The sequence below is a fragment of the Sphingomonas cellulosilytica genome (assembly GCF_052321755.1).
Lineage (GTDB): Bacteria > Pseudomonadota > Alphaproteobacteria > Sphingomonadales > Sphingomonadaceae > Sphingomonas.
In genome coordinates this window covers 303,000-323,616 of record NZ_JBQRTT010000001.1, presented here as the reverse complement: position 1 = coordinate 323,616, position 20,617 = coordinate 303,000, and the positions used below count along the sequence as shown (strand labels likewise).

Genomic DNA, 20,617 nt, shown 5'->3' with positions numbered 1-20,617 from the left:
ACCGACGGTTGGGAGTCCTCCCCCTCCGTCGCCTGCGGCGCCATCTCCCCCTGGCGGGGGAGGATTGATTGCGACCTATCCTGATCCGTAAGGGAGAAAGAGAAAGGAACCCGCATCCTCCCCCGCAAGGGGGAGGTGGCAGGCGCAGCCTGACGGAGGGGGAGGTAAGCGACGCATGTCGTGCTTGGGGAAACGCCCCCTCCACCACCCGCTACGCGGGCGGTCCCCCTCCCCCGGCTGCGCCGAGGGAGGACTTCGATGATCGCCAGGGCAGGGTCGCCGTTTGGGGCTGCCCCTCCACCAGCTTCGCTGGTCCCCCTCTCCGTGCCGGGGAGGATGTCGCGTGCGGAGGGGCGCTAACCGGTTCTTTAGGGGCGGCTGGCTAAGCGGGCGGCTGGACTTCGTCAGGACGCCCGCTGCATGGAATATCCGCTGATCGCGCCCAATCCGCCGCGGCTGTCCGCGCTGACCGACGGATTGCGTCGCATCGAGGCGTCGGGCGTGTTCAGCAACAACGGGCCGGAGGTGCGCGCGCTGGAGGCCGAGATGGTCGAGCGAATGTTCGGTGGCGTCGGCGCAGGGCTTGCCGTGGGCAATGCGACGCTGGGGCTGATGGTCGCGCTGCGTCAGGCGGCGGGGCTGCATCCGCGGCCGGGGACGCTGGCGCTGATGCCGGCACTGACCTTTGCCGCGACGGCGCAGGCGGCATTATGGGCGGGATTGACGCCGCTGATCTGCGACATCGAGCCCGATGGCTGGACGGCCGATCCGGCGCAAGAGGAGGCGCTGCTCGCCCGTTACGGGGATCGCATCGGGGTGATCGTGCCCTATGCGACCTTCGGCACGGCGATCGACCTCGATCGCTACGCCTGGCTCGCCCGTCATTATGACGTCGGCGTGGTGATCGACGCCGCCGCATCGCTGGGGACGATCGACGATGCGGGCCGCGGCTTCGGCACCGGCGCGCCGTTCACGATCGTCTATTCGATGCATGCGACCAAGACCTTTTCGGTGGCGGAGGGCGGCTTCGTCTACAGCGGCGACCCCGGCCTGATCGACGGCTTGCGCGGGATGGTCAATTTCGGTTTCGAGGCGGGGCGGAGCGCGACGCTGCCCGGCATCAACGCCAAGCTGCCGGAGGTGATCGCGCTGATGGCGCGCGCCAAGCTCAGCGGGATCGAACCCGTGTGCGAGGCACGCGCCGCGATCGACGCCGCCTATCGCGCGGCGCTGGCCGGCTTTACGACGCAGGCGGTGCGCGGGCGGCGGCAGGCGACGCAGTTCATGCCGGTGCTGCTGCCCGGCGACCTCGCCGCACATCGCCCGGCGATCATCGCCGCGCTCGCCGCCGACGGAGTGGGTGCCGGCCAGTATTTCAGCCCGCATCTCGGCGAACAGCCCCTGTTCCGTGACACCGCGGTGATCGAGCCGACGCCGGTCGCCGATGCGATCGGCGCGCGGATGCTGAGCCTGCCGATCACCGATGCGATGACCGCCGCCGATGCGCCGGTGATCGCCGCCCGCCTCGTCCGCGCGATCGAGACGGTGGCGGACGGTGCATTGGCGCGCGTGGGGGCGGCACAGGTGCGCGACGATCTGGCGACGGTGGTGATCGGCGGTGGCCCGGCCGGTACCGCGATGCTGACCGCGGCGAGCAAGCAGGGCCGGCTGGTGCCGCTCGCGACCGCGGGGCTGGCGATCGTCGAGCGCCGGCCGCGCCTCGGCGCAGGCGAACTCGGCCATTATGCGATTCGCTCCGACACGACGGCCGAGACGTTCCTGTCGGCGGTGAAGGACAATCCGCACCCCGAACTCGCCGCATTGGCGGATCATCCCGCGGCGCGGCTGATGCAGCGCTATGTCGGCGAACTGGGTGCGCCGCTGGTCGATACCGCGCCGCTGCTCGCGGCGACCGCCGACCGGTTGCAGGACATCGTCGTCGCGCATGGGGGCGAGGTGCTGACCGGGCATGCGGCGACACGCGTGCAGCGGACCGGCGACGGGCGCTGGCGCACCACGGTGCAGGACCCCGGTGGCGCAATCCGCAAGCTGGTGTCGGCCAACGTCGTGGTGGCGACGGGCGGCTACCAGACCGACGAACAGGTCGCCGCCACGCAGGTCGGGGGTGCGCCGCTCGGCACCCTCGCGGGCGAGCGGTTGATGCGGTCGGACGCGGTGCTGCGGCTGGGCGGCATGGCGGCGGTGCACGCGCGGCTGCGCGCGGTGCCGGCGCCCCGCGTCGCGATCGTCGGCGCATCGACCAGCGCGATCGCCGCGGCGGTGCTGCTGCTGAAGGACCAGCCCGGCTTCGCCTTCGGGGCGGGGGCGATCACCATTCTCCACCGGCAGCCGCTCAAGCCCTTCTACCCGACCATCGCCGCGGCGCATGCCGATGGGTTCCACGATTTCGACGAGAACGATGTCTGCCCGGTCAGCGGCTTCGTGCTGCGACTGGCCGGACTGCGGCTGGAATCGCGCGAGCTGGTGTTGCGGATGCTGGCGCTGGGCGGACGCACGCCCGACCCGCGCGTCGCGACGCACCGGATCGCGAGCGACGTGGACAAAGCGGCGCAGCGGATCATCGCGGGCGCGGACCTGGTGATCGGCGCGCTGGGCTATCGCCCGCGCGCGGTGCCGCTGCTGGCGGCGGACGGCGCGCCGATCGCGCTGGCGCATCATGCCGGGCGGCCGATGGTCGACCGGCATTGCCGGATCCTCGACGCCGCCGACCGGCCGGTGCCGGGCGCGTATGGCATCGGCCTGTCGGCGGGCTTCGTGCCTTGGGGCCGGCTGGGCGGCGAGGCGAGCTTCCGCGGCCAGGCGAACGGGCTGTGGCTGTGGCAGAACGACGTCGGCCAGATGATCGTCGACCAGCTGCTCGACCGGGAGGCACAGGCGGCGGCATGAGCGCAGCGCCGACCGTCTCGGTCGTCATCCCCGGCTACAACGGGGCGGGCTTCATCGGCGAAACGCTCCGATCGCTCGAACGGCAGACGCTGGCCGACTGGGAGGCGATCGTCGTCGACGATTGTTCGGCCGACGATACGCGGGCGATCGTGCGCGGCTGGAGCGATCCCCGCGTCCGGCTGATCGAGAACGCCGAAAACGGCGGGCCGGTGCGGACGCGCAACCGCGCCGTCGCGGCGGCGCGCGGGCGCTATATCGCGGGGCTCGACCAGGACGATTTATGCCTGCCCGATCGGCTGGCGCGGCAGGTCGCCTATCTCGATGCGCATCCCGGCGTCGTGCTGGTGGGGGGACAGGCGAACCAGCTGCACGGACGCAAGGTATCGGCGATGCACTATGCGCCGCACACCACGCCCGACCTGATCGTCTGGCTCAGCTGGATCGAGAATCCCCTCGTCTGGTCGACGGTGATGGTCCGTGCCGATGCCGCGCTGAGGCTGGACCCCTTCACCCGGCCCGACATCCTCTACGCCGAGGATTTCGACCTGTACCATCGCATCCGCCCGCTCGGCCGGATCGCGCGGATCGACACGCCGTTGCTGCTCTACCGCCAGCATGCGGGCGGCGCGTCGAAGCGGTTCACCGACACGATGCGCGCGTCGGCGATGCGGGTGCTGGCGGAGCGGCATGCGCCGTTGCTGGGGAAGGCTGGCGCGGCCGACCTCGCGACGCTGCTGGTGCTGCACAACATGGGTGGCCTGCCCGTGCCCGATCGCGCGACGCTGGTGCGGCTGGGGGAGGGGATCGCGGCGTTGCAGACCGCTTTCCTGCAGCAGGAGCGACCCGATGCCGAGAGCCGCAAGCTGATCCGGTGGGAAACCGCGCGGCGCTGGGCGCGGATCGGGCGGGCGGGCTTGCGCTCGGGCAGCGTCGGGTTGAGCGATGTGCTTGCGGCGCGGCCGCCGCATCTGGGGCTCGGCTATGCGGGGTTGGAGACGCTGCTCTGGTCGGGGGCGGTCGGGGCGGTGCGGCGGATGCGGGCTGCCTGAGGGGCGCCGGCCGGCCCGCGGCCACCCTCACCCTTCCGCGCCTGCGGCGCTCCCTCCCTCTCCCATCGGGAGAGGGAAGAGACGGCGAATCAGCTCATCACAACGTCCGGATGATCCCCGAAAAGTCCGTCGTGCCCTGGCCCTCTGCGACGAAGGCCTCGTACAGCTCGGTCGCGTGGCGGCCGAGCGGGGTGACCGCGCCGGCATCCTTGGCCGCCTGCATCGCGAGGCGCAGGTCCTTCAGCATCAGCGCCGCGGCGAAGCCGCCCTGATAGTCGCGGTCTGCGGGCGTTTCCGGGCCGACGCCGGGGACCGGGCAATAGCTGGTCATCGACCAGCTCTGCCCCGAACTGACCGATGAGATGTCGTAAAAGGTCTGGGCATCCAGCCCGAGCCGCTCGGCCAGCCGGAACGCTTCGCAGGTCGCGATCATCGTGGCACCGAGCAGCATGTTGTTCGCCATCTTCGCCGCTTGGCCCGCGCCGCTGGCGCCGGCGTGGATCACCGCCTTGCCCATGTCGGCGAGGAACGGCTGCGCGCGCTCGAACGCCTCCTGCTGCCCGCCGACCATGAAGGTGAGCGTGCCGGCGTTGGCGGCGGCGATGCCGCCCGACACCGGCGCATCGACGGCGGCCAGGCCCTGTGCGGTGGCGGCCTCGGCGACGCGGCGGGCGGTGGCGACGTCGATCGTCGAACAGTCGATCAGAATCGCTCCGCCCGGCGCGCGACCGAATACCGCGTCGGCATAGACGCTTTCGACATGGCTGCCGGCGGGGAGCATGGTGACGATCGCCTCGGCACCGTCCACCGCCTCCGCCGCACTGGCAGCGGGCAGGCAACCGGCCGCCTCCGCCTTGTCCAGCGCCTCAGCATTGAGGTCGAAGGCGCGGACGTCATGCCCCTTCTGCGCGAGGTTCGCGGCCATGCCGCCGCCCATGTTGCCCAGTCCGATGAAGGCGACGCGTGCCATGCCCAATCCTCTCGTTGTTTATTGCCGCAGCAGGTCGCGGCCGACGATCATCCGCATCACCTGGTTGGTGCCTTCCAGGATCGAATGGACGCGCAGGTCGCGCCAGAAGCGCTCGATCGGATAGTCCATCAGATAGCCGTAGCCGCCGTGCAGCTGCAGCGCGCGGTCGACCACCGCCGATCCGGTGTCGGTGGCGAGCCGCTTGGCCATCGCGGCAAAGCGCGTCTTGTCGGGCGCGTTCGCCGTCACCTTGGCGGCCGCCATGTAGAGGAGCGCGCGTGCCGCCTCCAGCTCGGTGGCCATATCGGCCAGCGTGAACTGCGTGTTCTGGAAGTCGGCGATCGCCTTGCCGAACTGCTTGCGATCCTTCGTATAGCGGACCGATTCGTCGATACAGCGCTGCGCCCCGCCCAGGCTGCATGCGCCGATGTTGAGCCGGCCGCCGTCCAGCCCCATCATCGCGATGCGGAAACCTTCGCCCTCGGCACCCACCAGATTCTCCACCGGCACGCGGACGTTGTCGAACATTACCTGCCGCGTCGGCTGCGAATGCCAGCCGAGCTTGCGCTCGTTGGCACCGAACGACACGCCGGGCATGTCCTTTTCGATCACCAGCGCGGAGATGCCCTTCGGCCCCTCCTCACCGGTGCGAACCATGGTGACGTACACCTCGTTCTCGCCGCCGCCGGAGATGAACTGCTTGGAACCGGTGACGACGTAATGGTCGCCGTCGCGCACCGCGCGCGTCTTGAGCGCGGCGGCGTCCGAGCCGGAGCCGGGTTCGGTGAGGCAATAGCTCGCCAGCCGGTCCATGGTGACCAGGCTGGGGAGGTATGTGTCCTTCACCCCCTGCGACCCGAAGCGGTCGATCATCCATGATGCCATGTTGTGGATCGAGATGAACGCACTGGTCGAGGGACAGCCATAGGCCATCGCCTCCATGATGAGCGCCGCCTCCAGCCGCCCGAGCGCGATGCCGCCGCTGTCCTCCGACACGTAGATCGCGGCGAAGCCCAGTTCGGCCGCCGCCTTGATCGTGTCGCGCGGGAAGATGTGCTTTTCATCCCATTCGGCGGCGAACGGGGTGATCCGGTCGGCGGTGAAGCGGCGCGCGAGGTCCTGGATCTCGCGCTGATCGTCAGTAAGGTCGAACTGGTTCATCATGTCCTCAGGCGGGGCAGCGGCTGTAGCGGAAGGCGCCGGCGCGGTCGGGCGAGCCCTTGGCTTCGCGCACCAGCGTCTTGCCGTCGTCGAGCAGGGTAAGCGTGGTCGGCTCGCTCCACGTCATCCCCTCGCCGCTCATCGGCAGGTCGAAGGCGATCTGTGCGGGCCGGAGCTGGCGGATGCTGCCGGCCTGCCCACGCGATTCATAGAAGGACAGGCGGTCGCCGGCGATGGTCAGCAGCCCCTTGTTGTCGGCGCGTGCCGGGTCGCAATCGGCGCCGACCATGCCCCAGCGTCCCTGGAAGGCGGCGGGGATCGCCGCGATCGGCGAAGGGCTGGGCGCGGGGATCGGCACCACCGCATTCTGCGGATCGTCCATCAGATTGTTCGGCGTCGGCTCGACCGCGGCGCTGCCGCCGCTCTGGTTGTCGACCGACTCGCCGCCCGAACAGGCGGCGAGGGTGAGCGCGGCGGCAAGGATCACGGTCGTACGCATCGTCATTATCCTCAGGTCATCCCATGGTCGGGATGACGAACGCATCCTGGATGCGGCTGGGTCCACCATCCTCGCTGCCGGAGGGGAGGGCGGAACCGTCGGGCCAGCGCTGCGTCACCGTCTTGACCTTGGTCCAGAACTTGACGCCCTCCATACCGTGCTGGTTGGTGTCGCCGAATGCCGAACGCTTCCACCCGCCGAAGGTGTGATAGGCGACCGGCACCGGGATCGGCACGTTGATGCCGACCATGCCGACGTTGACGCGCGCGGCGAATTCGCGCGCGGCATGGCCGTTGCGGGTGAAGATCGCGACGCCGTTGCCGTATTGATGCTCGCTCGGCAGGCGCACCGCCGTCTCGAAATCGGGGGCGCGGACGATCTGGAGGACCGGGCCGAAAATCTCCTCCTGGTACGCGCTCATGTCGGTGGTGACGCGGTCGAACAGGGTCGGGCCGACGAAGAAGCCGTTCTCATGGCCTTGCAGGGTAAAGCCGCGGCCGTCGACGACCAGCTCGGCGCCTTCGTCGACGCCGGTCTGGATCCAGTTTTCCACGCGCTGCTTGTGCGCGGCGTTGACCACCGGGCCGTAATGCGCCTCCGCATCGGTGGAGACGCCGACGCGCAGCGCCTCGATCGCCGGGATCAGCTTGGCACGCAGCGCATCGGCGGTCTTGTCCCCGACCGGCACGACGACGGGCAGCGCCATGCAGCGCTCGCCTGCCGAACCGAAGGCGGCACCGGAGAGATCGGCGACGACCTGGTCGAGATCGGCGTCGGGCATGACGATACCGTGGTTCTTGGCGCCGCCCATCGCCTGGACGCGCTTGCCCGCCTCGACGCCGCGGCGGTAGACGTAATGCGCGATGTCGCTGCTGCCGACGAAGCTTACCGCGGAAATCGCAGGATGATCGAGGATCGCATCGACCATCGCCTTGTCGCCATGGACGACCTGCAGGATGCCTTCCGGCGCGCCGGCCTCGCGCATCAGTTCGGCAAGGCGGACCGGTACCGAGGGATCGCGCTCGGAGGGCTTGAGGATGAAGGCGTTGCCGCAGGCGATGGCGACGCCGAACATCCACATCGGGATCATGCCGGGGAAGTTGAACGGGGTGATGCCGGCGCCGATGCCGAGCGGCTGGCGCATCGAATAGACGTCGATGCCCGGGCCGGCGCCCTGGGTATATTCACCCTTCAGCACATGCGGGATGCCGCAGCAGAATTCGATCACCTCCAGCCCGCGCTGGATGTCGCCCTTGGCATCGGCGATCACCTTGCCGTGCTCGGAACTGAGCAGGTGGGCGAGCGCGTCCATGTTCGCCTCGACCAGTTCCTTGAAGCGGAACATCACGCGGGCGCGGCGTTGCGGGTTGGTCGCGGCCCAGCCGGGCTGCGCGGCTTGCGCGGCGGCGACCGCGCGATCGAGGTCGGCGGCGGTGCCGAGCGGGACACGCGCCTGCACCGTGCCGCTGTTGGGATCGAATACGTCGCCATAGCGGGCGACGGGGGCGGTGCTGCCGCCGACGATGTAATGGTCGATGTCGCGCATGAACCTCTCCGTTTCATGGCAGGATCGGCGCCATCAGGATTGCAGGCAAGGGCGTATATTGCCATGCTGGCCTGCATATATGCAGCTGCGCTGGGACGACCTTCAGGATTTCCTCGCTATCGCGCGTGCCGGGCAGATCGCGCGAGCGGCGGCCGCCGCGGGCGTCGATCCGACGACGATGGCGCGACACCTGCGCCGGCTGGAAGCGACGCTCGGGCAAACGCTGTTCGAGCAATCGCGTGAGGGCCAGGCGCTGACCGCGGCGGGCGAGGCGCTGCTGACGGCAGCGGAAGCGATGCAGCGGGCGGCGTCCGGCATCGTCGCGATCGGTGCCGACCCGGACCGGCTGTCGGGCGTGCTGCGGGTCAGCGTGTCGGAGGGATTCGGCACCTGGTTCGTCGCGCACCACCTGCGCGATTTCACGGCGGCGCATCCCGACCTGACCGTCGATCTCGTCGCGAGCAGCGGGTTCCTGAGCCCGTCGAAGCGGGAGGCGGACGTGGCGGTGCTGCTCGCCCGGCCGCAGACCGGGCCGCTGGTGAGCAGCAAGCTGACCGATTATGCGCTCGGCCTCTATGCGTCCGACCTGTATGCCGCGCGCCATCCGCTGCCGGGCGACGCGGCGGCCGTGCGCGAGCATCCGCTGATCGGCTATGTCCCCGACCTGCTCTATGCGCCCGAGCTGCGCTACCTCGCCGAGATCGACGAGGGGCTGGTGCCGCGTATCCGCAGCTCCAGCATCAACGCGCAATACCGGCTGATCGCGGCGGGGGCGGGGCTGGGGGTGCTGCCGCGCTTCATCGGCGATGCCGACCGCAGCCTCAGGCGGGTGCTGCCCGAACGCACGATCCGCCGCTCGTTCTGGCTGGTGACGCACCAGGACACGCGCGGGTCGCAGCGGGTGCGGGCGTTTCGCGAGTGGTTGACGGGAGTGGTGGCCGCGCAGCGGGGGTGGTTCGGATAAACCCGATTCCTCCCCCGCCAGGGGGAGGTGGCGCGCCGAAGGCGTGACGGAGGGGGAGGTAAGCAACGCACGTCGTGCTTGAGGAGACGCCCCCTCCACCACCGCCTACGGCGGCGGTCCCCCTCCCCCGGCTGCGCCGAGGGAGGAATTGACGCAATTACACGTCCAGGTTCGCGACGTTCAGCGCGTTGTCCTGGATGAATTCGCGGCGCGGTTCGACGACTTCGCCCATCAGCTGGGTGAAGATCATGTCGGCGGCCGAGACGTCGTCGCTGGTGACGCGCAGCATCGTGCGGTTCGAGGGATCGAGCGTGGTTTCCCACAATTGCTCGGCGTTCATCTCGCCCAGCCCCTTGTAGCGCTGGATGGCGAGGCCCTTGCGGCCCGAGGCGAGGATCGCGTCGAGCAGCTGCGACGGCCGTGCGACCAAGCTCTCGCCGCGTGCGACGGCAGTTGCGGGGGTGGTGGCGACGCTGCCGATCGCGCCATCTCCCTCCGGCGTCGCGTCGGGCTCGGCGGCCGCACCCTTGGCGGGGATCAGCTTGCCGGCATGGGCGAAGCTGTCCGCCTGTTCGGCGGCGAGGCCGTGCAGCTTTCGCGCCTCGGCGCTGGCGATGAACGAGGCCTCGACGATATGGTGGTCGGTGACGCCGCGCCACAGCCGTTCGAAGTGGATGCCGCCGTCCTCGGTCAGCCGCGCGGTCCAGCGTGCCTCCTCGTCGCCCGAGTCGAGCCGCCGCGTCACCTCCGCCACCGTCGCCGCGCGCTGTTCGCGGGTGAAGGTCGGGTCGAGCGCGCCGGCGAGCGCCAGCACCTCGATGATGACCGGATCGTAGCGGCGCGGCACGTAGCGCATCAGCGTGCGCATGCGGCGCGCGTGATCGACGAGATGCTTGAGGTCGGCGCCGGAGCGCGGACCGCCCGGTGCCTCGAACACCATCGCGCCGACGCCCGCCTCGACGAGGTAATCGTCGAGCGCGGCATCGTCCTTGAGATACACCTCCGACCGGCCGCGCGTCGCCTTGTAGAGCGGCGGCTGGGCGATGAAGAGGTGGCCGCGCTCGATCAGCTCGGGCATCTGGCGATAGAAGAAGGTCAGCAGCAGCGTGCGGATATGCGCGCCGTCGACGTCGGCGTCGGTCATGATGACGATCTTGTGGTAGCGCAGCTTGTCGGCGTTGAAGTCGTCGCGGCCGATGCCGGTGCCCATCGCCTGAATGAGCGTGCCGATCTCGCGGCTGGAGATCATCCGGTCGAAGCGCGCGCGTTCGGTGTTGAGGATCTTGCCGCGCAGGGGAAGGATCGCCTGGAAATGGCGATCGCGGCCCTGCTTGGCCGAGCCGCCGGCCGAATCGCCCTCGACCAGGAACAGCTCGGACTTGGCGGGGTCCTTTTCCTGGCAGTCGGCGAGCTTGCCGGGCAGCGAGGCGATGTCCATCACGCCCTTGCGCCGGGTCAGCTCGCGCGCCTTCTTGGCGGCCTCGCGCGCGGCGGCGGCGTCGATCACCTTGCCGACGATCGCCTTGCCGTGCGCCGGATTCTCTTCCAGCCATTCGGCGAGCTTGTCCGCCATCAGCGATTCCAGGGGCTGGCGCACCTCGGAGCTGACCAATTTGTCCTTGGTCTGGCTGCTGAACTTGGGATCGGGCAGCTTGACCGAGACGATGGCGGTGAGGCCTTCGCGCATGTCGTCTCCGGTCAGCGTCACCTTCTCCTTTTTGAGGAGGCCCGACTTTTCCGCGTAATTGTTGAGCGTGCGGGTCAGCGCCGCGCGGAACGCGGCGATATGGGTGCCGCCGTCACGCTGGGGGATGTTGTTGGTGAAGGCGAGGACGTTCTCGTAATAGCTGTCGTTCCATTCGAGCGCGACGTCGATGCCGACCTCGTCGCGCTGGCCCATGATCGCGATCGGATCGGGGAACAGCGGCGTCTTGGCGCGGTCGAGCCACTTTACGAACGCGGCGATGCCGCCCTCGTAATAGAGTTCGACCGTCTTGGGCTCGTCATGCCGCGCGTCGGTGAGGAACAGGCGCACGCCCGAATTGAGGAAGGCGAGCTCGCGATAGCGATGTTCGAGCTTGTCGAAGTCGAACTCGGTGATCTTGAAGGTCGCGGGCGAGGGGAGGAAGGTGACGCGCGTCCCCTTCTTGCCTTCGGCCTGCCCGACGACCTTGAGCGGCGCGACCGCATCGCCATGGGCGAAGCGCATGTAATGCTCCTCGCCATCGCGCCAGATGGTGAGGTCGAGAAATTCCGACAGCGCGTTGACCACCGACACGCCGACGCCGTGCAGGCCGCCTGACACCTTGTAGGCATTGTCGTCGCTGGTGTTTTCGAACTTACCGCCGGCGTGGAGCTGGGTCATGATGACCTCGGCCGCCGATACGCCTTCCTCCGGGTGGATGCCGGTCGGGATGCCGCGGCCGTTGTCGGTGACGCTGACCGATCCGTCGGCGTTCAGCTGGATGTCGATCCGGTCGCAATGGCCGGCGAGCGCTTCGTCGATCGCATTGTCGCTGACCTCGAACACCATGTGGTGGAGGCCCGATCCGTCGTCGGTGTCGCCGATATACATGCCCGGCCGCTTGCGCACCGCGTCGAGGCCCTTCAGCACCTTGATCGACGAGGCGCCGTATTCGTTCGCATTCTGGGGTTCTGCCATGGCGCACGATATAGGGATTGGCACGCTGTAACGAAAGCGAAATGGGCAGCCTGTCCAGGCCGTCCCGCAACACCGTCAGCCCAACGCCACCCGCGTCGCATCCTCGCCGATCGCGGCGAACAGGGCGGGTTCGGTGCCGGTCATCCACACCTGGCCGCGGCCGGCGAGGCGGTCGAACAGGGCGGCGCGGCGGAGCGGGTCGAGGTGGGCGGCGACTTCGTCGAGGAGCAGGACGGGGGCGTGGCCGGTGCGCTCCGCGACCAGTTCGGCATGGGCGAGGACGATGCCGAGCAGCAGCGCCTTCTGTTCGCCGGTCGAGGCGAGCGCGGCGGCCTGCCCCTTGCCGAGGTGGGTGACGGCGAGATCGGCACGATGCGGTCCGGCGAGCGCGCGGCCGGCGGCGGCGTCGCGGGCGCGGTTCTGCCGCAGTTCGGCGGACAGTTGCGCCGCATCGCCGCTCCATCCCTCCAGTGCGAGCGCGGCGCGGGCGAAGGGGCCGTCGGGCTGGTCGGCGAGCCGGGTGGAGAGCGCCGCCACCGTGTCGCGCCGTGCCGCCTCGATGGCGCCGCCATGCTCGGCCATCTGCGCCTCCAGCGCGCTCAGCCATTCGGGGTCGGCGGGTTCCTCGGCGCCGAGCAGGCGGTTGCGTGCGCGCATCGCCGCTTCGTAGCGGGCGGCATGATGAGCGTGCGCGGGCACCAGTGCCAGCGTCAGCCGGTCAAGGAAGCGGCGGCGCTCGCCCGCCGGCTCGACGAACAGCCGGTCCATCGCCGGGGTGAGCCACAGCACCGTCAGCCATTCGCCGAGCGTATTGGCGGTGGCAGCGGCGCCCTGGATGCGCAGCTGGCGGCGTTCGGGCGCGGGCGCGAGCGTGCCGGTGGCGATCTCCACGTCGCCGCCCGCCGCCGCCAGCGTCGCGGCGATGCCGAAGCCGCCGGGCCCGTCCTGCCGCTGCATGTCGGACAGCGCCGCCCGGCGCAGCCCGCGGCCGGGCGCGAGCAGCGACACCGCCTCCAGCACGTTGGTCTTGCCCGCGCCGTTCTCGCCGGTCAGCACGACAAAGCCGGGGCCGGGCGCCAGCACCAGCCCCGCATGGTTGCGGAAATCGGTGAGGCGAAGGCGCGACAGCATTGCGCCTGCGCCTAGCAGCATCGCAAGGGGTTAGGCGAGTGCCGCCTTCGCCTGCGCCCGTTCCTTTTGCGCGGAGGCATAAGAGGCGAGTTGCGCGCCGAGCGCGACCTGTGCCTGCCGGTAGAGCACGGGGTCGGCGATCCGCAGCCGCCGGCGCGCGGCATCGAGCGGCTCATGCATCAGCGCCTCGTAATCCTCGCCGAGCAGCCAGGCCGCGCGCTTGCCGTTGCGATAGCCTTCGCGCACCGCCTTGGCGAACAGCGTGCCGCCGGTCGCGCGCAGCGATTTCAGCGCCGCACCGCCGGCGATGAACGCCCAGCCGAGCCCGCGCGTCTGCGCATAGGAGAAGGCGACGAGGCAGGCCTCGCCCATCGTCTCGTCCGCCTTGTAGCCGGTGAGGACATGCCAGATATCGTGCACGTCGCGCGTCCGCCGGCCCATCCAGGCATAGGGGTGGACGACGTCGGTGTCGCTCGGGTCGATGCGGCTCACCTCGACGAGGCCATCGGCGGAATAGCCGGTGGTGTCGAGGAAGTCGCGATAGGCGGCGCCGACCGTGCCGGGCGCGAAGCCGTCGACCCAGGCGCGGTCGGAGAAACGCTGCGCCAGTTCCTGCCGCTCGTAGGCGATGCGCCCGCCGTCGCTGGTCGCGAGCAGCCGGCCATAGGCCTGCGCGGTATCGCCGACGTTGAGCGCGCGCATGATGCGGAACACCTGCGTCGTATCGTCGCCATTGGCGAGCAGCTTGCGCAGCGCGCCGAAGGCGGTGCGCCAGGCGCGCTTGCCGGTGGTGCCGGGAAAGGGAGGAAGCTTCGCCATCGGACTCGATTCCTTACTGACAATTGTGTCAGTATATGGCGTCCGGGTCACGTAGACAAGATCGTCAGCCGCCCGGCTTGATATAGGGCGCGACCGCGAACAGCAGGCGTTCCTCGCGGCGGGGATCGTCCTCCACGCGGACGCGGCGATCGAAGATCATCGTCGGGCGGCGGGCAAGATCGTAATGCGGCCAGGCGGGAAGGGTGCCGCCATTGGGATCGCCGGTGCGGGCGAGACGGATGAAGGCATCCGCCATCCGGCCGGCGAGCGCCTGCGCAGCCGCGTCGTTGCCGGTGCGGGCGCTCGGCAGCCGCGTGTTGTCGAAGACGAGGCCGATATCGAGCGAGTGGAAGGCGCCGAGCACGCCGCCCGCCTCCGGCGCGGGAAAGTCGAACTGGTACATCCACGTCGGCGCGCCGATCCTCGCCCGCTCCTCCGCCTGGATGAGGTGGCCGGGCCACGACCGGCCGGCGGTGGAGGCGGCGAGCAGGATCTGCCCCGGCGTCCGTTCGGGGTACAGCTGGCGATAGCGCGCGATGACATGGTCGACGCCGACGTCCTTGGTCATCTGGGCGAGCAGGCGTTCGGGCAGGTTCGCCCATGTCGTGTCGCCGCGCTTCAGGATCGGCTCGATCCACAGCGCCGTCTCGTCATGCGTGTTGCCGACGACCAGCGGGATGTGCGCCGCCTCGCGCGGGGCATCGGGGAAGAAGGGGTGGCGGGTGAGGACCTGGTGATCGAGCGTCGAGGTGAAGCTGATCTCGCCCTTCCCCTCCAGCGGGTCGGTCATCGCCATCGCCTCGACAAGCCGGCCGATCGGCAGCGTCGCGAGTGCGGCGGCGTCGCGTGCGCCGGCCTTCGCCATCCAGGCGCGGGCACGGGCGGTGGCGTGGTTCGGGCCGGCGGCGGTGACGTGCTGGCCGCTCATCGTCGCGGCGGCGTGGAACAGCGGCCGGGCCTCCGTCATCGCCATCAGCGTCACCACCTTGGCGCCGCCGCCCGACTGGCCGAAGATCATCACGCGGTTCGGATCGCCGCCGAACGCGGCGATCGAATCGCGCACCCATTGCAGCGCGAGGACGATATCGAGATTGCCGACGTTGCCGCTCTCCGCCGGTCCGCCGGACTGCGCGAGATAGGCATAGCCGAGGCCGGCGAGCCGGTGGTTGAGCGTCACCACCACTACGTCGCCGCGGCGGACGAGGCGGCCGCCGTCATACAGCGGGTCCGATCCCGATCCGTGCGCATGGGCGCCGCCGTGCAGGTAGACCATCACCGGCCGACGCCCGGCGTCGAGCGCGGGCGTCCAGACGTTGAGGAACAGACAATCCTCGCTGGTCGGTTCGTCCGCGCGCGTCTGCGGCGCGGCGGCACCGTAATGGGTGGCGTCGGCGATATCGCGCCATGGCTGCGGTGCCACGGCCCGGCGGAAGCGGCGGGGCGCGGTGTCGGCGCCGTAGCGGATGCCGCGGAAGACCAGCACGCCGTCCTCGCGCAGGCCGCGCACGCGACCATGCCGGGTGGTGGCGACCGGATCGCCGCCCCGCGCGCCCGCCGCCGCGGCCGGCAGCGCGGCGATGCCGGCGAGGAGGCTGCGACGATCGATCATCCCGCCATCTCCGTGCACAGGCGCCGCATCGGCGGCAGCGCCGGATTATGATTTTCGCGCCGCCACGCCATGAACAGTTCGACCGGTCGTTCCGGCTCGGTGGTGAGGCGGCGGTACTGGACGTCCATCAGGTGCAGGCCGGACGCCGATTCGGGGACGATCGCCGCGGCCAGCCCGGCATGGACGAGGCCGAGCATCGAATGGATCTGCGTCACGTGCTGCACGTAGTGCGGGCTGACCCCGGCTTCGTCGAACAGGCGGATCAGCATGTCGTGGAAATAGCCCGCGCCCTGCCGCGCATACATGATGAGCGGCTGGCCGTCGAAATCCGCGGGCTCCAGCACCGATTTGGCGCCACGCGGATCGCCCGCCGGCAAGGCGACGACCAAGGGTTCGTGCAGCACCAGCGCGGTGTCGAATTCCTGCCGGGTGATCGGCGGGCGGATGAAGCCGATGTCGATCAGGCCGGTGAGCAGCGCATCGACCTGATCGGTGGTCACCATCTCGCGCAGTTCGAGATCGATGTTGGGCAGCGCCGCGCGCGCCTGCGCGACGATCTGGGGCACGAGGTTGTAGCCCGACACCGCGGTGAAGCCGATCGCGACCTTGCCGGCATCGCCCTTGGCGACGCGGCGCGCGGACAGCTGCGCGCTTTCGGCGAGGCGGACGATGCGCCGCGCCTCGATCAGGAAGACGCGGCCCGCAGGGGTGAGCGCGACGTTGCGGCTGGTGCGTTCGAGCAGCGTCACGTCGAGGATGCGCTCGAGCAGCTGGATCTGCCGGCTCAAAGGCGATTGCGTCATGTTGAGCCGCTGCGCCGCGCGGCCGAAGTGGAGTTCCTCGGCGGCGGCGACGAAGCAGCGGAGCTGGCTGAGTTCGAACATGGCTACACCCTAGAAGGGGCTGACGCAGTAGCAATCACCGTCATCGCGAGCGTCAGCGAAGCAATCCAGAGCCACGCGCGACGCCCTGGATTGCTTCGCTGCGCTAGCAATGACGAAAGGTCAGGCCGCGGCGGCGAAGGCCTGCGGATTGACCCGTTCGATGAGGACGCGCAGCCGCTCGTGCTCGTCGTGCGACAGGTCGGTGAGCGGCGAGCGCACCGGGCCGGCGTCGCGCCCGACGATGCGCATGCCCGCCTTGACGATCGATACCGCATAGCCGCGGCCCTGGTTGCGCAAGGTGATATAGGGCAGCACGAAATCGCGCAGCTGGCGCAGCACCTCGGCGCGATCGTCGGCACGCACCGCCTTGTAGAAGGCGAGCGCCCATTCGGGCATGAAGTTGAAGATCGCCGAGGAATAGGTGGTGACGCCCATCGTCAGATAGGGCGTGGCGAAGGTTTCCGCGGTGGGCAGGCCGCCGATATAGGTCAGCCGGTCGCCCATCCGCGCATAGATGCGGGTCATCAGCTCGATGTCGCCGACGCCGTCCTTGAAGCCGACGAGATTGGGGTTGCGCTCGCACAGCCGGGCGAGCGTCTCGTCGTCGACCACCGCATTGTCGCGGTTGTAGACGATGACGCCGAGGCCGGTGGCGCGGCACACCGCCTCGATATGCCGTTCCAGTCCCTCCTGCTTGGCGCCGATGAGATAGGGAGGGAGGAGCAGCAGGCCGTCGGCGCCCGCGCGCTCGGCGTCGCGGGCGATGCCGGTGGCGATCGCGGTGCCGTAGCCGCAGCCGGAGATCACCGGCAGCCGTCCGTTCGCCTCCTTCACGGCGGCAGCGACGACGGTCGCGACCTCGGCCGGGGTGAGCGAGAAGAATTCGCCGGTGCCGCCGGCGGCGAACAGGCCGGTCAGCTCGTGGCCGAGCATCCAGGCGCAATGTTCGCGATACGGCCCCTCGAGGAACTGCCCGTCGGCGTCGAAATGGGTGACGGGGAAGGACAGCAGGCCGCCGCCCAGGTGGCGCGCCATGTCGGCGGGGCTCATCGTCGTCACTGGCTGTCTCTCCTGTCGGCGCCGTCGCTGCGACGCGGGTCTCGCCATGCTGGGTAGGGGGCGGGGCGGGGGGCGTCCAAACCAAAGCCGCGATGGATCGATGCACGGCTTGGCTCGATCGGGCCAAGGACTTGATCCGGCGGGATCGCTGCTGCCGCTTGGCGGTTGTGGCCGGGTTTTTCGGTGGCGATGGAGTGTCGAGGTGGACGGGGCCGGCGGGTTGCAGGGTAAAAGGGTGCTGGTGGTCGAAGACGAATGGCTGCTCGCCGAGCATCTGCGCAACGTGGTGGAGGATGCGGGTGGCACGGCGATCGGCCCGGTGGCGACCGTTCAAGCGGCGCTGACGCTGCTGGACGGCCTCGCCGAGCCGCCCGATGCGGCGACGCTCAACGTGCGGCTGGCGGACGACCTCTCCTATCCGGTGGCCGACCGGCTGGCGGCGGACGGCGTTCCCTTCGCCTTCATCACGGCGAATCGGGCGGAGGACCTGCCCGAACGGTTTCGCGCGTGCCCCGCCATCGCCAAGCCGTTTCGCGATGCGGAGGTTGCGGCGCTGCTGAACCGGTTGACGCGGTAACCATCGGCGCGCCGGTTGGCGTCGGCGGCCGGGCGGTGCTACGATCGGCCATGGTCGCGTGGCGCCTCGTCTGGCTTGCCGGCGTGCTGTCGCTGGGTGCGGCGCGGCTGCCGCAGCGCGTGCCCGATACGCCGCCGCCGCCGCGGATCGCGCCGGGCGAAGCGCAGATCGACGATGCCCTGGAGATCACGGGCGACAGCATCGCCGGCGAACAGCTGGACACGCGCATGGCGGTGGGGGTGACGGTGGATGGCCGCGGGCCGTATCGCTTCGTGGTGGACAGCGGAGCCGATCGCTCGGTGATCGGCGAGCGGCTGGCACGTGCCCTTCAGCTGCCGGCGGGGCGGTCCGTGATGCTGCACGGCATGGCCGGGTCGAGCCGTCGCGACACCGCCATGATCGCGCGGCTGGGGATCGGTGGCAGCGTGGTGGAGGATATCGCGGCACCGGTGCTGCCCGAAAGCGCATTGGGTGCCCGCGGGCTGATCGGCATCGACGCGTTGCGCGGGCAGCGGCTGATGCTCGATTTCGAAACCAATGCGATCACGGTCGAGGATACGCGTCGTCCGGTGCAGGCACGCGCCGACGAGATCGTCGTCACCGCGCGCCGTCGTGGCGGACAGCTGATCCTGACCCAGGCGCGCGCCGGCGGGGTCGGCATCCGCGCGGTGGTGGACACCGGATCGCAGCTGACCATCGGCAATCTCGCGCTGCGCGACGCGCTGTATCGCCGCCGCACACCGCCCGACATGGTGCCGGCGACGCTGGTCAGCGTGACGGGCGAGACGATGGTGGTGCCGCTGGCGATCGTGCCGGAGATGCGCGTCGGCAGCATCACCATGCGCAACGTCGCCGTCGGGTTCGCCGACCTGCCGCCGTTCGCCCTGTTCGGGCTGCGTGACACGCCGGCGATGATGCTGGGAACGGACCTGATGGCCAATTTCCGCCGCGTCTCGCTCGATTTCGGCGCGCGCAAGGTGCGGTTCCAGCTGCGCCGCTGCCAGATCGCGCCCGTCGCCGACACCGGCTGGCGATCGGTGCGTCTGGGCGGCGAACCGGCCGGTGGATGCCCGCCCCGGCCATCGTCCCGGCGCTGATCGGAACCCTGGCGAAGCCCTGCCGTTGGGCAAGGCAAAGCCAGCAGACCGGGACAATGATGATGGATTACAAGAAGATCGGCTTCGGCCTCGGTGCTTTCGTCGCCGGCGCGGCGGCCTGGACCGCGGCGGCGGCGGCGTTCGGCCCCAACCCGCGCAAGGGCGGGAGCGGGTCGGACGATGCCGGATCCGGCGCTGGCTCCGGCGTCGGCGCGGTTCCCGGCGATAGCACGACGAGCCCGATCGCACCACGTCCGGCGACGATGGCGGCGGCGCCCGTCGGCATGGCGGAAACCGACAAGCATTTCGAGGAGCGTCCCGCCAATCCGGCCGCCGAGCACGTGCCGACCGACCTGATGGGCGATGCCCATCCGGGCAACGATACCCGTGCGGTCGAAGCCTTCCGCCCCGATCCCACCGCGGTGCCGACCGACGAGGAGAAGGAGGCGCTGCGCCCCGCCACCGGCCCCGCGCCGACGCTGGTCGCCGATCGCGGCAGCGGCTTCAGCGAGGCGACGGGCGCGGCCTGAACCATCGTCGTTTCCTTGGCGCAACCATTTCGGTGCGCGCGCATTCTCCAGATCATTGAGCCATATCAGGAGAGGATCCGATGCGTGCACCCTTGATCGCCGCCATCGCCGCGGCGGCTACGCTGAGCGGTTGCGCCACCTATGGCGGCGACAGCCGCTACCGGGGCTATTCGTCCTACGATTATGATCGGGTCGATCCGGCCTATGGCGGCTATTATGCCGACCGCTATTATGTCGACAATGCCCGGTATCGCGAGCGTCGCCTGTCGAACCGCGACCGCATCTATCGTGGTGAGAACGGGCAATATTATTGCCGCCGCAACGACGGCACCACCGGCCTGATCGTCGGCGGCGTCGCAGGCGGCGTGCTCGGCAACATCATCGCGCCGGGTGGCTCGGGCCTGCTCGGAACGCTGCTGGGCGGCGCGGCCGGCGCTGCGGTCGGCCGTTCGGTCGACCGTAACAACGTGCGCTGCCGGTAGGTGAATTCGAACCCTGATCGTCCGTAGGGCTATCGCACACGGGGCTCTCTGGATCCGGGGCGATGTTCTTTGACATCCGTGATGCCGGACTTGGTCCGGCATCCACCGTGCCGCACACCAATACGCTGTTGGTTTTGCGGCACGGTGGACCCCGGAACACGTCCGGGGTGACGAAGGATACCGGGTTGGCATGCGCCTTCACCCGACCCCGGCAGTCGTCCTAGCCATATGCGATCACCTGGGAGGCGGTCGGGGGGCATTGGCGAACAGTCAGGCGTTCGCCGACGCTGGGCTGTTTGTCGAAAGGTACACGGTTCCCTCGAACGCACTGCCGGTGGGTGGCGGCCCTTCGACAAGCTCAGGGCAAGCGGGAGTGGTAAGTGGGCCGGACAGGCCAGACGGCTTCCGTCGCGCCGGCTTGCCTCCCGACCGCCGCATCGTTTCTTGGCGTCAGTCGTTATCGAGCAGCGACGACTTGCGAGGGATCGTCTCGCCCTTGGGCTGGCCCTTGTCGAGCGTCTCGCTCGGGCGGCGGGCATCGCCGGGGCGTTGATGCTCGGTCGACAGGTTGGGGCTGTCGGTTTCCGTCGTCGGCTTGATATCGTCCTTCATCGTCGGCTCCATCGCAACATGGCGGATCAACGGACGGGACGGTGGCGCCGTTCCGCTTG

Annotated in this window: 18 protein-coding genes; 7 read left to right on the top strand and 11 right to left on the bottom strand. The window is 69.7% G+C overall.

Annotation, left to right across the window (positions count from 1 at the left end):
• Positions 1–420: 420 nt before the first annotated feature.
• Positions 421–2,907: a DegT/DnrJ/EryC1/StrS family aminotransferase gene (locus tag ACTZQ5_RS01510; RefSeq protein ID WP_443583384.1), complete on the top strand. Its 2,487-nt coding sequence runs from the start codon at positions 421–423 to the stop codon at positions 2,905–2,907.
• Positions 2,904–3,956 carry a glycosyltransferase family 2 protein gene (locus tag ACTZQ5_RS01505; RefSeq protein WP_443583383.1) on the top strand — a complete coding sequence of 351 codons (1,053 nt, stop codon included), beginning with the start codon at positions 2,904–2,906 and terminating at the stop codon, positions 3,954–3,956. Before ACTZQ5_RS01510 ends, ACTZQ5_RS01505 begins: the two co-directional genes overlap by 4 nt.
• Positions 3,957–4,053: 97 nt before the next feature.
• Here the strand turns inward: ACTZQ5_RS01505 and mmsB are convergent, their stop codons facing one another.
• The 4 genes from mmsB to ACTZQ5_RS01485 are packed head-to-tail and all read right to left on the bottom strand — an operon-like array spanning position 4,054 to position 8,132.
• Complete coding sequence (mmsB, locus tag ACTZQ5_RS01500) at positions 4,054–4,926, bottom strand: 3-hydroxyisobutyrate dehydrogenase (RefSeq protein ID WP_443583382.1); 873 nt, start codon at positions 4,924–4,926, stop codon at positions 4,054–4,056.
• Positions 4,927–4,944: 18 nt separating this feature from the next.
• Positions 4,945–6,087, bottom strand: a complete 1,143-nt coding sequence (locus tag ACTZQ5_RS01495; protein WP_443583381.1) for an acyl-CoA dehydrogenase family protein — start codon at positions 6,085–6,087, stop codon at positions 4,945–4,947.
• A gap of 7 nt (positions 6,088–6,094) precedes the next feature.
• Positions 6,095–6,586 carry a hypothetical protein gene (locus ACTZQ5_RS01490; protein WP_443583380.1) on the bottom strand — a complete coding sequence of 164 codons (492 nt, stop codon included), beginning with the start codon at positions 6,584–6,586 and terminating at the stop codon, positions 6,095–6,097.
• Positions 6,587–6,602: 16 nt separating this feature from the next.
• Positions 6,603–8,132 (bottom strand): CoA-acylating methylmalonate-semialdehyde dehydrogenase, encoded by a 1,530-nt coding sequence (locus ACTZQ5_RS01485; RefSeq protein WP_443583379.1) that lies wholly within the window; start codon positions 8,130–8,132, stop codon positions 6,603–6,605.
• A 79-nt stretch (positions 8,133–8,211) separates the two neighbouring features.
• On the opposite strand from ACTZQ5_RS01485, the gene ACTZQ5_RS01480 reads away from it, so the two are divergent.
• A complete protein-coding gene (locus ACTZQ5_RS01480; protein ID WP_443583378.1) occupies positions 8,212–9,096 on the top strand; it encodes a LysR family transcriptional regulator in 885 nt (294 codons plus the stop codon).
• A gap of 157 nt (positions 9,097–9,253) precedes the next feature.
• Here ACTZQ5_RS01480 and gyrB read toward each other — a convergent pair whose 3' ends face one another.
• From gyrB to kdgD, 6 genes are all read right to left on the bottom strand, one after another.
• Entirely contained in the window at positions 9,254–11,758 is a 2,505-nt protein-coding gene (gene gyrB, locus ACTZQ5_RS01475; RefSeq protein ID WP_443583377.1) for a DNA topoisomerase (ATP-hydrolyzing) subunit B, read from the bottom strand.
• 75 nt (positions 11,759–11,833) lie between these two features.
• A complete protein-coding gene (gene recF / locus ACTZQ5_RS01470) occupies positions 11,834–12,889 on the bottom strand; it encodes a DNA replication/repair protein RecF (protein WP_443583376.1) in 1,056 nt (351 codons plus the stop codon).
• A 30-nt stretch (positions 12,890–12,919) separates the two neighbouring features.
• Positions 12,920–13,708, bottom strand: a complete 789-nt coding sequence (locus ACTZQ5_RS01465) for a Coq4 family protein (protein ID WP_443583375.1) — start codon at positions 13,706–13,708, stop codon at positions 12,920–12,922.
• A 64-nt stretch (positions 13,709–13,772) separates the two neighbouring features.
• Positions 13,773–15,317 (bottom strand): carboxylesterase/lipase family protein, encoded by a 1,545-nt coding sequence (locus ACTZQ5_RS01460; protein WP_443583374.1) that lies wholly within the window; start codon positions 15,315–15,317, stop codon positions 13,773–13,775.
• A complete protein-coding gene (locus ACTZQ5_RS01455) occupies positions 15,314–16,201 on the bottom strand; it encodes a LysR family transcriptional regulator (RefSeq protein ID WP_443583373.1) in 888 nt (295 codons plus the stop codon). Before ACTZQ5_RS01455 ends, ACTZQ5_RS01460 begins: the two co-directional genes overlap by 4 nt.
• Before the next feature lie 120 nt (positions 16,202–16,321).
• On the bottom strand, positions 16,322–17,251 hold the full coding sequence (kdgD, locus tag ACTZQ5_RS01450) for a 5-dehydro-4-deoxyglucarate dehydratase (RefSeq protein WP_443583696.1): 930 nt from the start codon (positions 17,249–17,251) through the stop codon (positions 16,322–16,324).
• A 211-nt stretch (positions 17,252–17,462) separates the two neighbouring features.
• On the opposite strand from kdgD, the gene ACTZQ5_RS01445 reads away from it, so the two are divergent.
• The 4 genes from ACTZQ5_RS01445 to ACTZQ5_RS01430 all read left to right on the top strand — a co-directional run bounded on the left by ACTZQ5_RS01445 (position 17,463) and on the right by ACTZQ5_RS01430 (position 19,946).
• Positions 17,463–17,837 (top strand): response regulator, encoded by a 375-nt coding sequence (locus ACTZQ5_RS01445; RefSeq protein ID WP_443583372.1) that lies wholly within the window; start codon positions 17,463–17,465, stop codon positions 17,835–17,837.
• 50 nt (positions 17,838–17,887) lie between these two features.
• On the top strand, positions 17,888–18,934 hold the full coding sequence (locus ACTZQ5_RS01440; RefSeq protein ID WP_443583371.1) for a retroviral-like aspartic protease family protein: 1,047 nt from the start codon (positions 17,888–17,890) through the stop codon (positions 18,932–18,934).
• A 59-nt stretch (positions 18,935–18,993) separates the two neighbouring features.
• Positions 18,994–19,464, top strand: coding sequence for a hypothetical protein (locus tag ACTZQ5_RS01435; RefSeq protein ID WP_443583370.1), 471 nt, complete (start codon positions 18,994–18,996; stop codon positions 19,462–19,464).
• Positions 19,465–19,544: 80 nt separating this feature from the next.
• On the top strand, positions 19,545–19,946 hold the full coding sequence (locus ACTZQ5_RS01430; RefSeq protein ID WP_443583369.1) for a glycine zipper 2TM domain-containing protein: 402 nt from the start codon (positions 19,545–19,547) through the stop codon (positions 19,944–19,946).
• A 450-nt stretch (positions 19,947–20,396) separates the two neighbouring features.
• Here ACTZQ5_RS01430 and ACTZQ5_RS01425 read toward each other — a convergent pair whose 3' ends face one another.
• Positions 20,397–20,558 carry a hypothetical protein gene (locus ACTZQ5_RS01425; RefSeq protein ID WP_443583368.1) on the bottom strand — a complete coding sequence of 54 codons (162 nt, stop codon included), beginning with the start codon at positions 20,556–20,558 and terminating at the stop codon, positions 20,397–20,399.
• Positions 20,559–20,617 lie beyond the last annotated feature (59 nt).

Coding starts and splice junctions, on each gene's coding strand:
- ACTZQ5_RS01510 (WP_443583384.1), top strand. CDS start 421: ATGGAATATCCGCTGATCGCGCCCAATCCGCCGCGGCTGTCCGCGCTG.
- ACTZQ5_RS01505 (WP_443583383.1), top strand. CDS start 2,904: ATGAGCGCAGCGCCGACCGTCTCGGTCGTCATCCCCGGCTACAACGGG.
- mmsB (WP_443583382.1), bottom strand. CDS start 4,926: ATGGCACGCGTCGCCTTCATCGGACTGGGCAACATGGGCGGCGGCATG.
- ACTZQ5_RS01495 (WP_443583381.1), bottom strand. CDS start 6,087: ATGAACCAGTTCGACCTTACTGACGATCAGCGCGAGATCCAGGACCTC.
- ACTZQ5_RS01490 (WP_443583380.1), bottom strand. CDS start 6,586: ATGCGTACGACCGTGATCCTTGCCGCCGCGCTCACCCTCGCCGCCTGT.
- ACTZQ5_RS01485 (WP_443583379.1), bottom strand. CDS start 8,132: ATGCGCGACATCGACCATTACATCGTCGGCGGCAGCACCGCCCCCGTC.
- ACTZQ5_RS01480 (WP_443583378.1), top strand. CDS start 8,212: ATGCAGCTGCGCTGGGACGACCTTCAGGATTTCCTCGCTATCGCGCGT.
- gyrB (WP_443583377.1), bottom strand. CDS start 11,758: ATGGCAGAACCCCAGAATGCGAACGAATACGGCGCCTCGTCGATCAAG.
- recF (WP_443583376.1), bottom strand. CDS start 12,889: ATGCTGTCGCGCCTTCGCCTCACCGATTTCCGCAACCATGCGGGGCTG.
- ACTZQ5_RS01465 (WP_443583375.1), bottom strand. CDS start 13,708: ATGGCGAAGCTTCCTCCCTTTCCCGGCACCACCGGCAAGCGCGCCTGG.
- ACTZQ5_RS01460 (WP_443583374.1), bottom strand. CDS start 15,317: ATGATCGATCGTCGCAGCCTCCTCGCCGGCATCGCCGCGCTGCCGGCC.
- ACTZQ5_RS01455 (WP_443583373.1), bottom strand. CDS start 16,201: ATGTTCGAACTCAGCCAGCTCCGCTGCTTCGTCGCCGCCGCCGAGGAA.
- kdgD (WP_443583696.1), bottom strand. CDS start 17,251: ATGAGCCCCGCCGACATGGCGCGCCACCTGGGCGGCGGCCTGCTGTCC.
- ACTZQ5_RS01440 (WP_443583371.1), top strand. CDS start 17,888: ATGGTCGCGTGGCGCCTCGTCTGGCTTGCCGGCGTGCTGTCGCTGGGT.
- ACTZQ5_RS01435 (WP_443583370.1), top strand. CDS start 18,994: ATGATGGATTACAAGAAGATCGGCTTCGGCCTCGGTGCTTTCGTCGCC.
- ACTZQ5_RS01430 (WP_443583369.1), top strand. CDS start 19,545: ATGCGTGCACCCTTGATCGCCGCCATCGCCGCGGCGGCTACGCTGAGC.
- ACTZQ5_RS01425 (WP_443583368.1), bottom strand. CDS start 20,558: ATGAAGGACGATATCAAGCCGACGACGGAAACCGACAGCCCCAACCTG.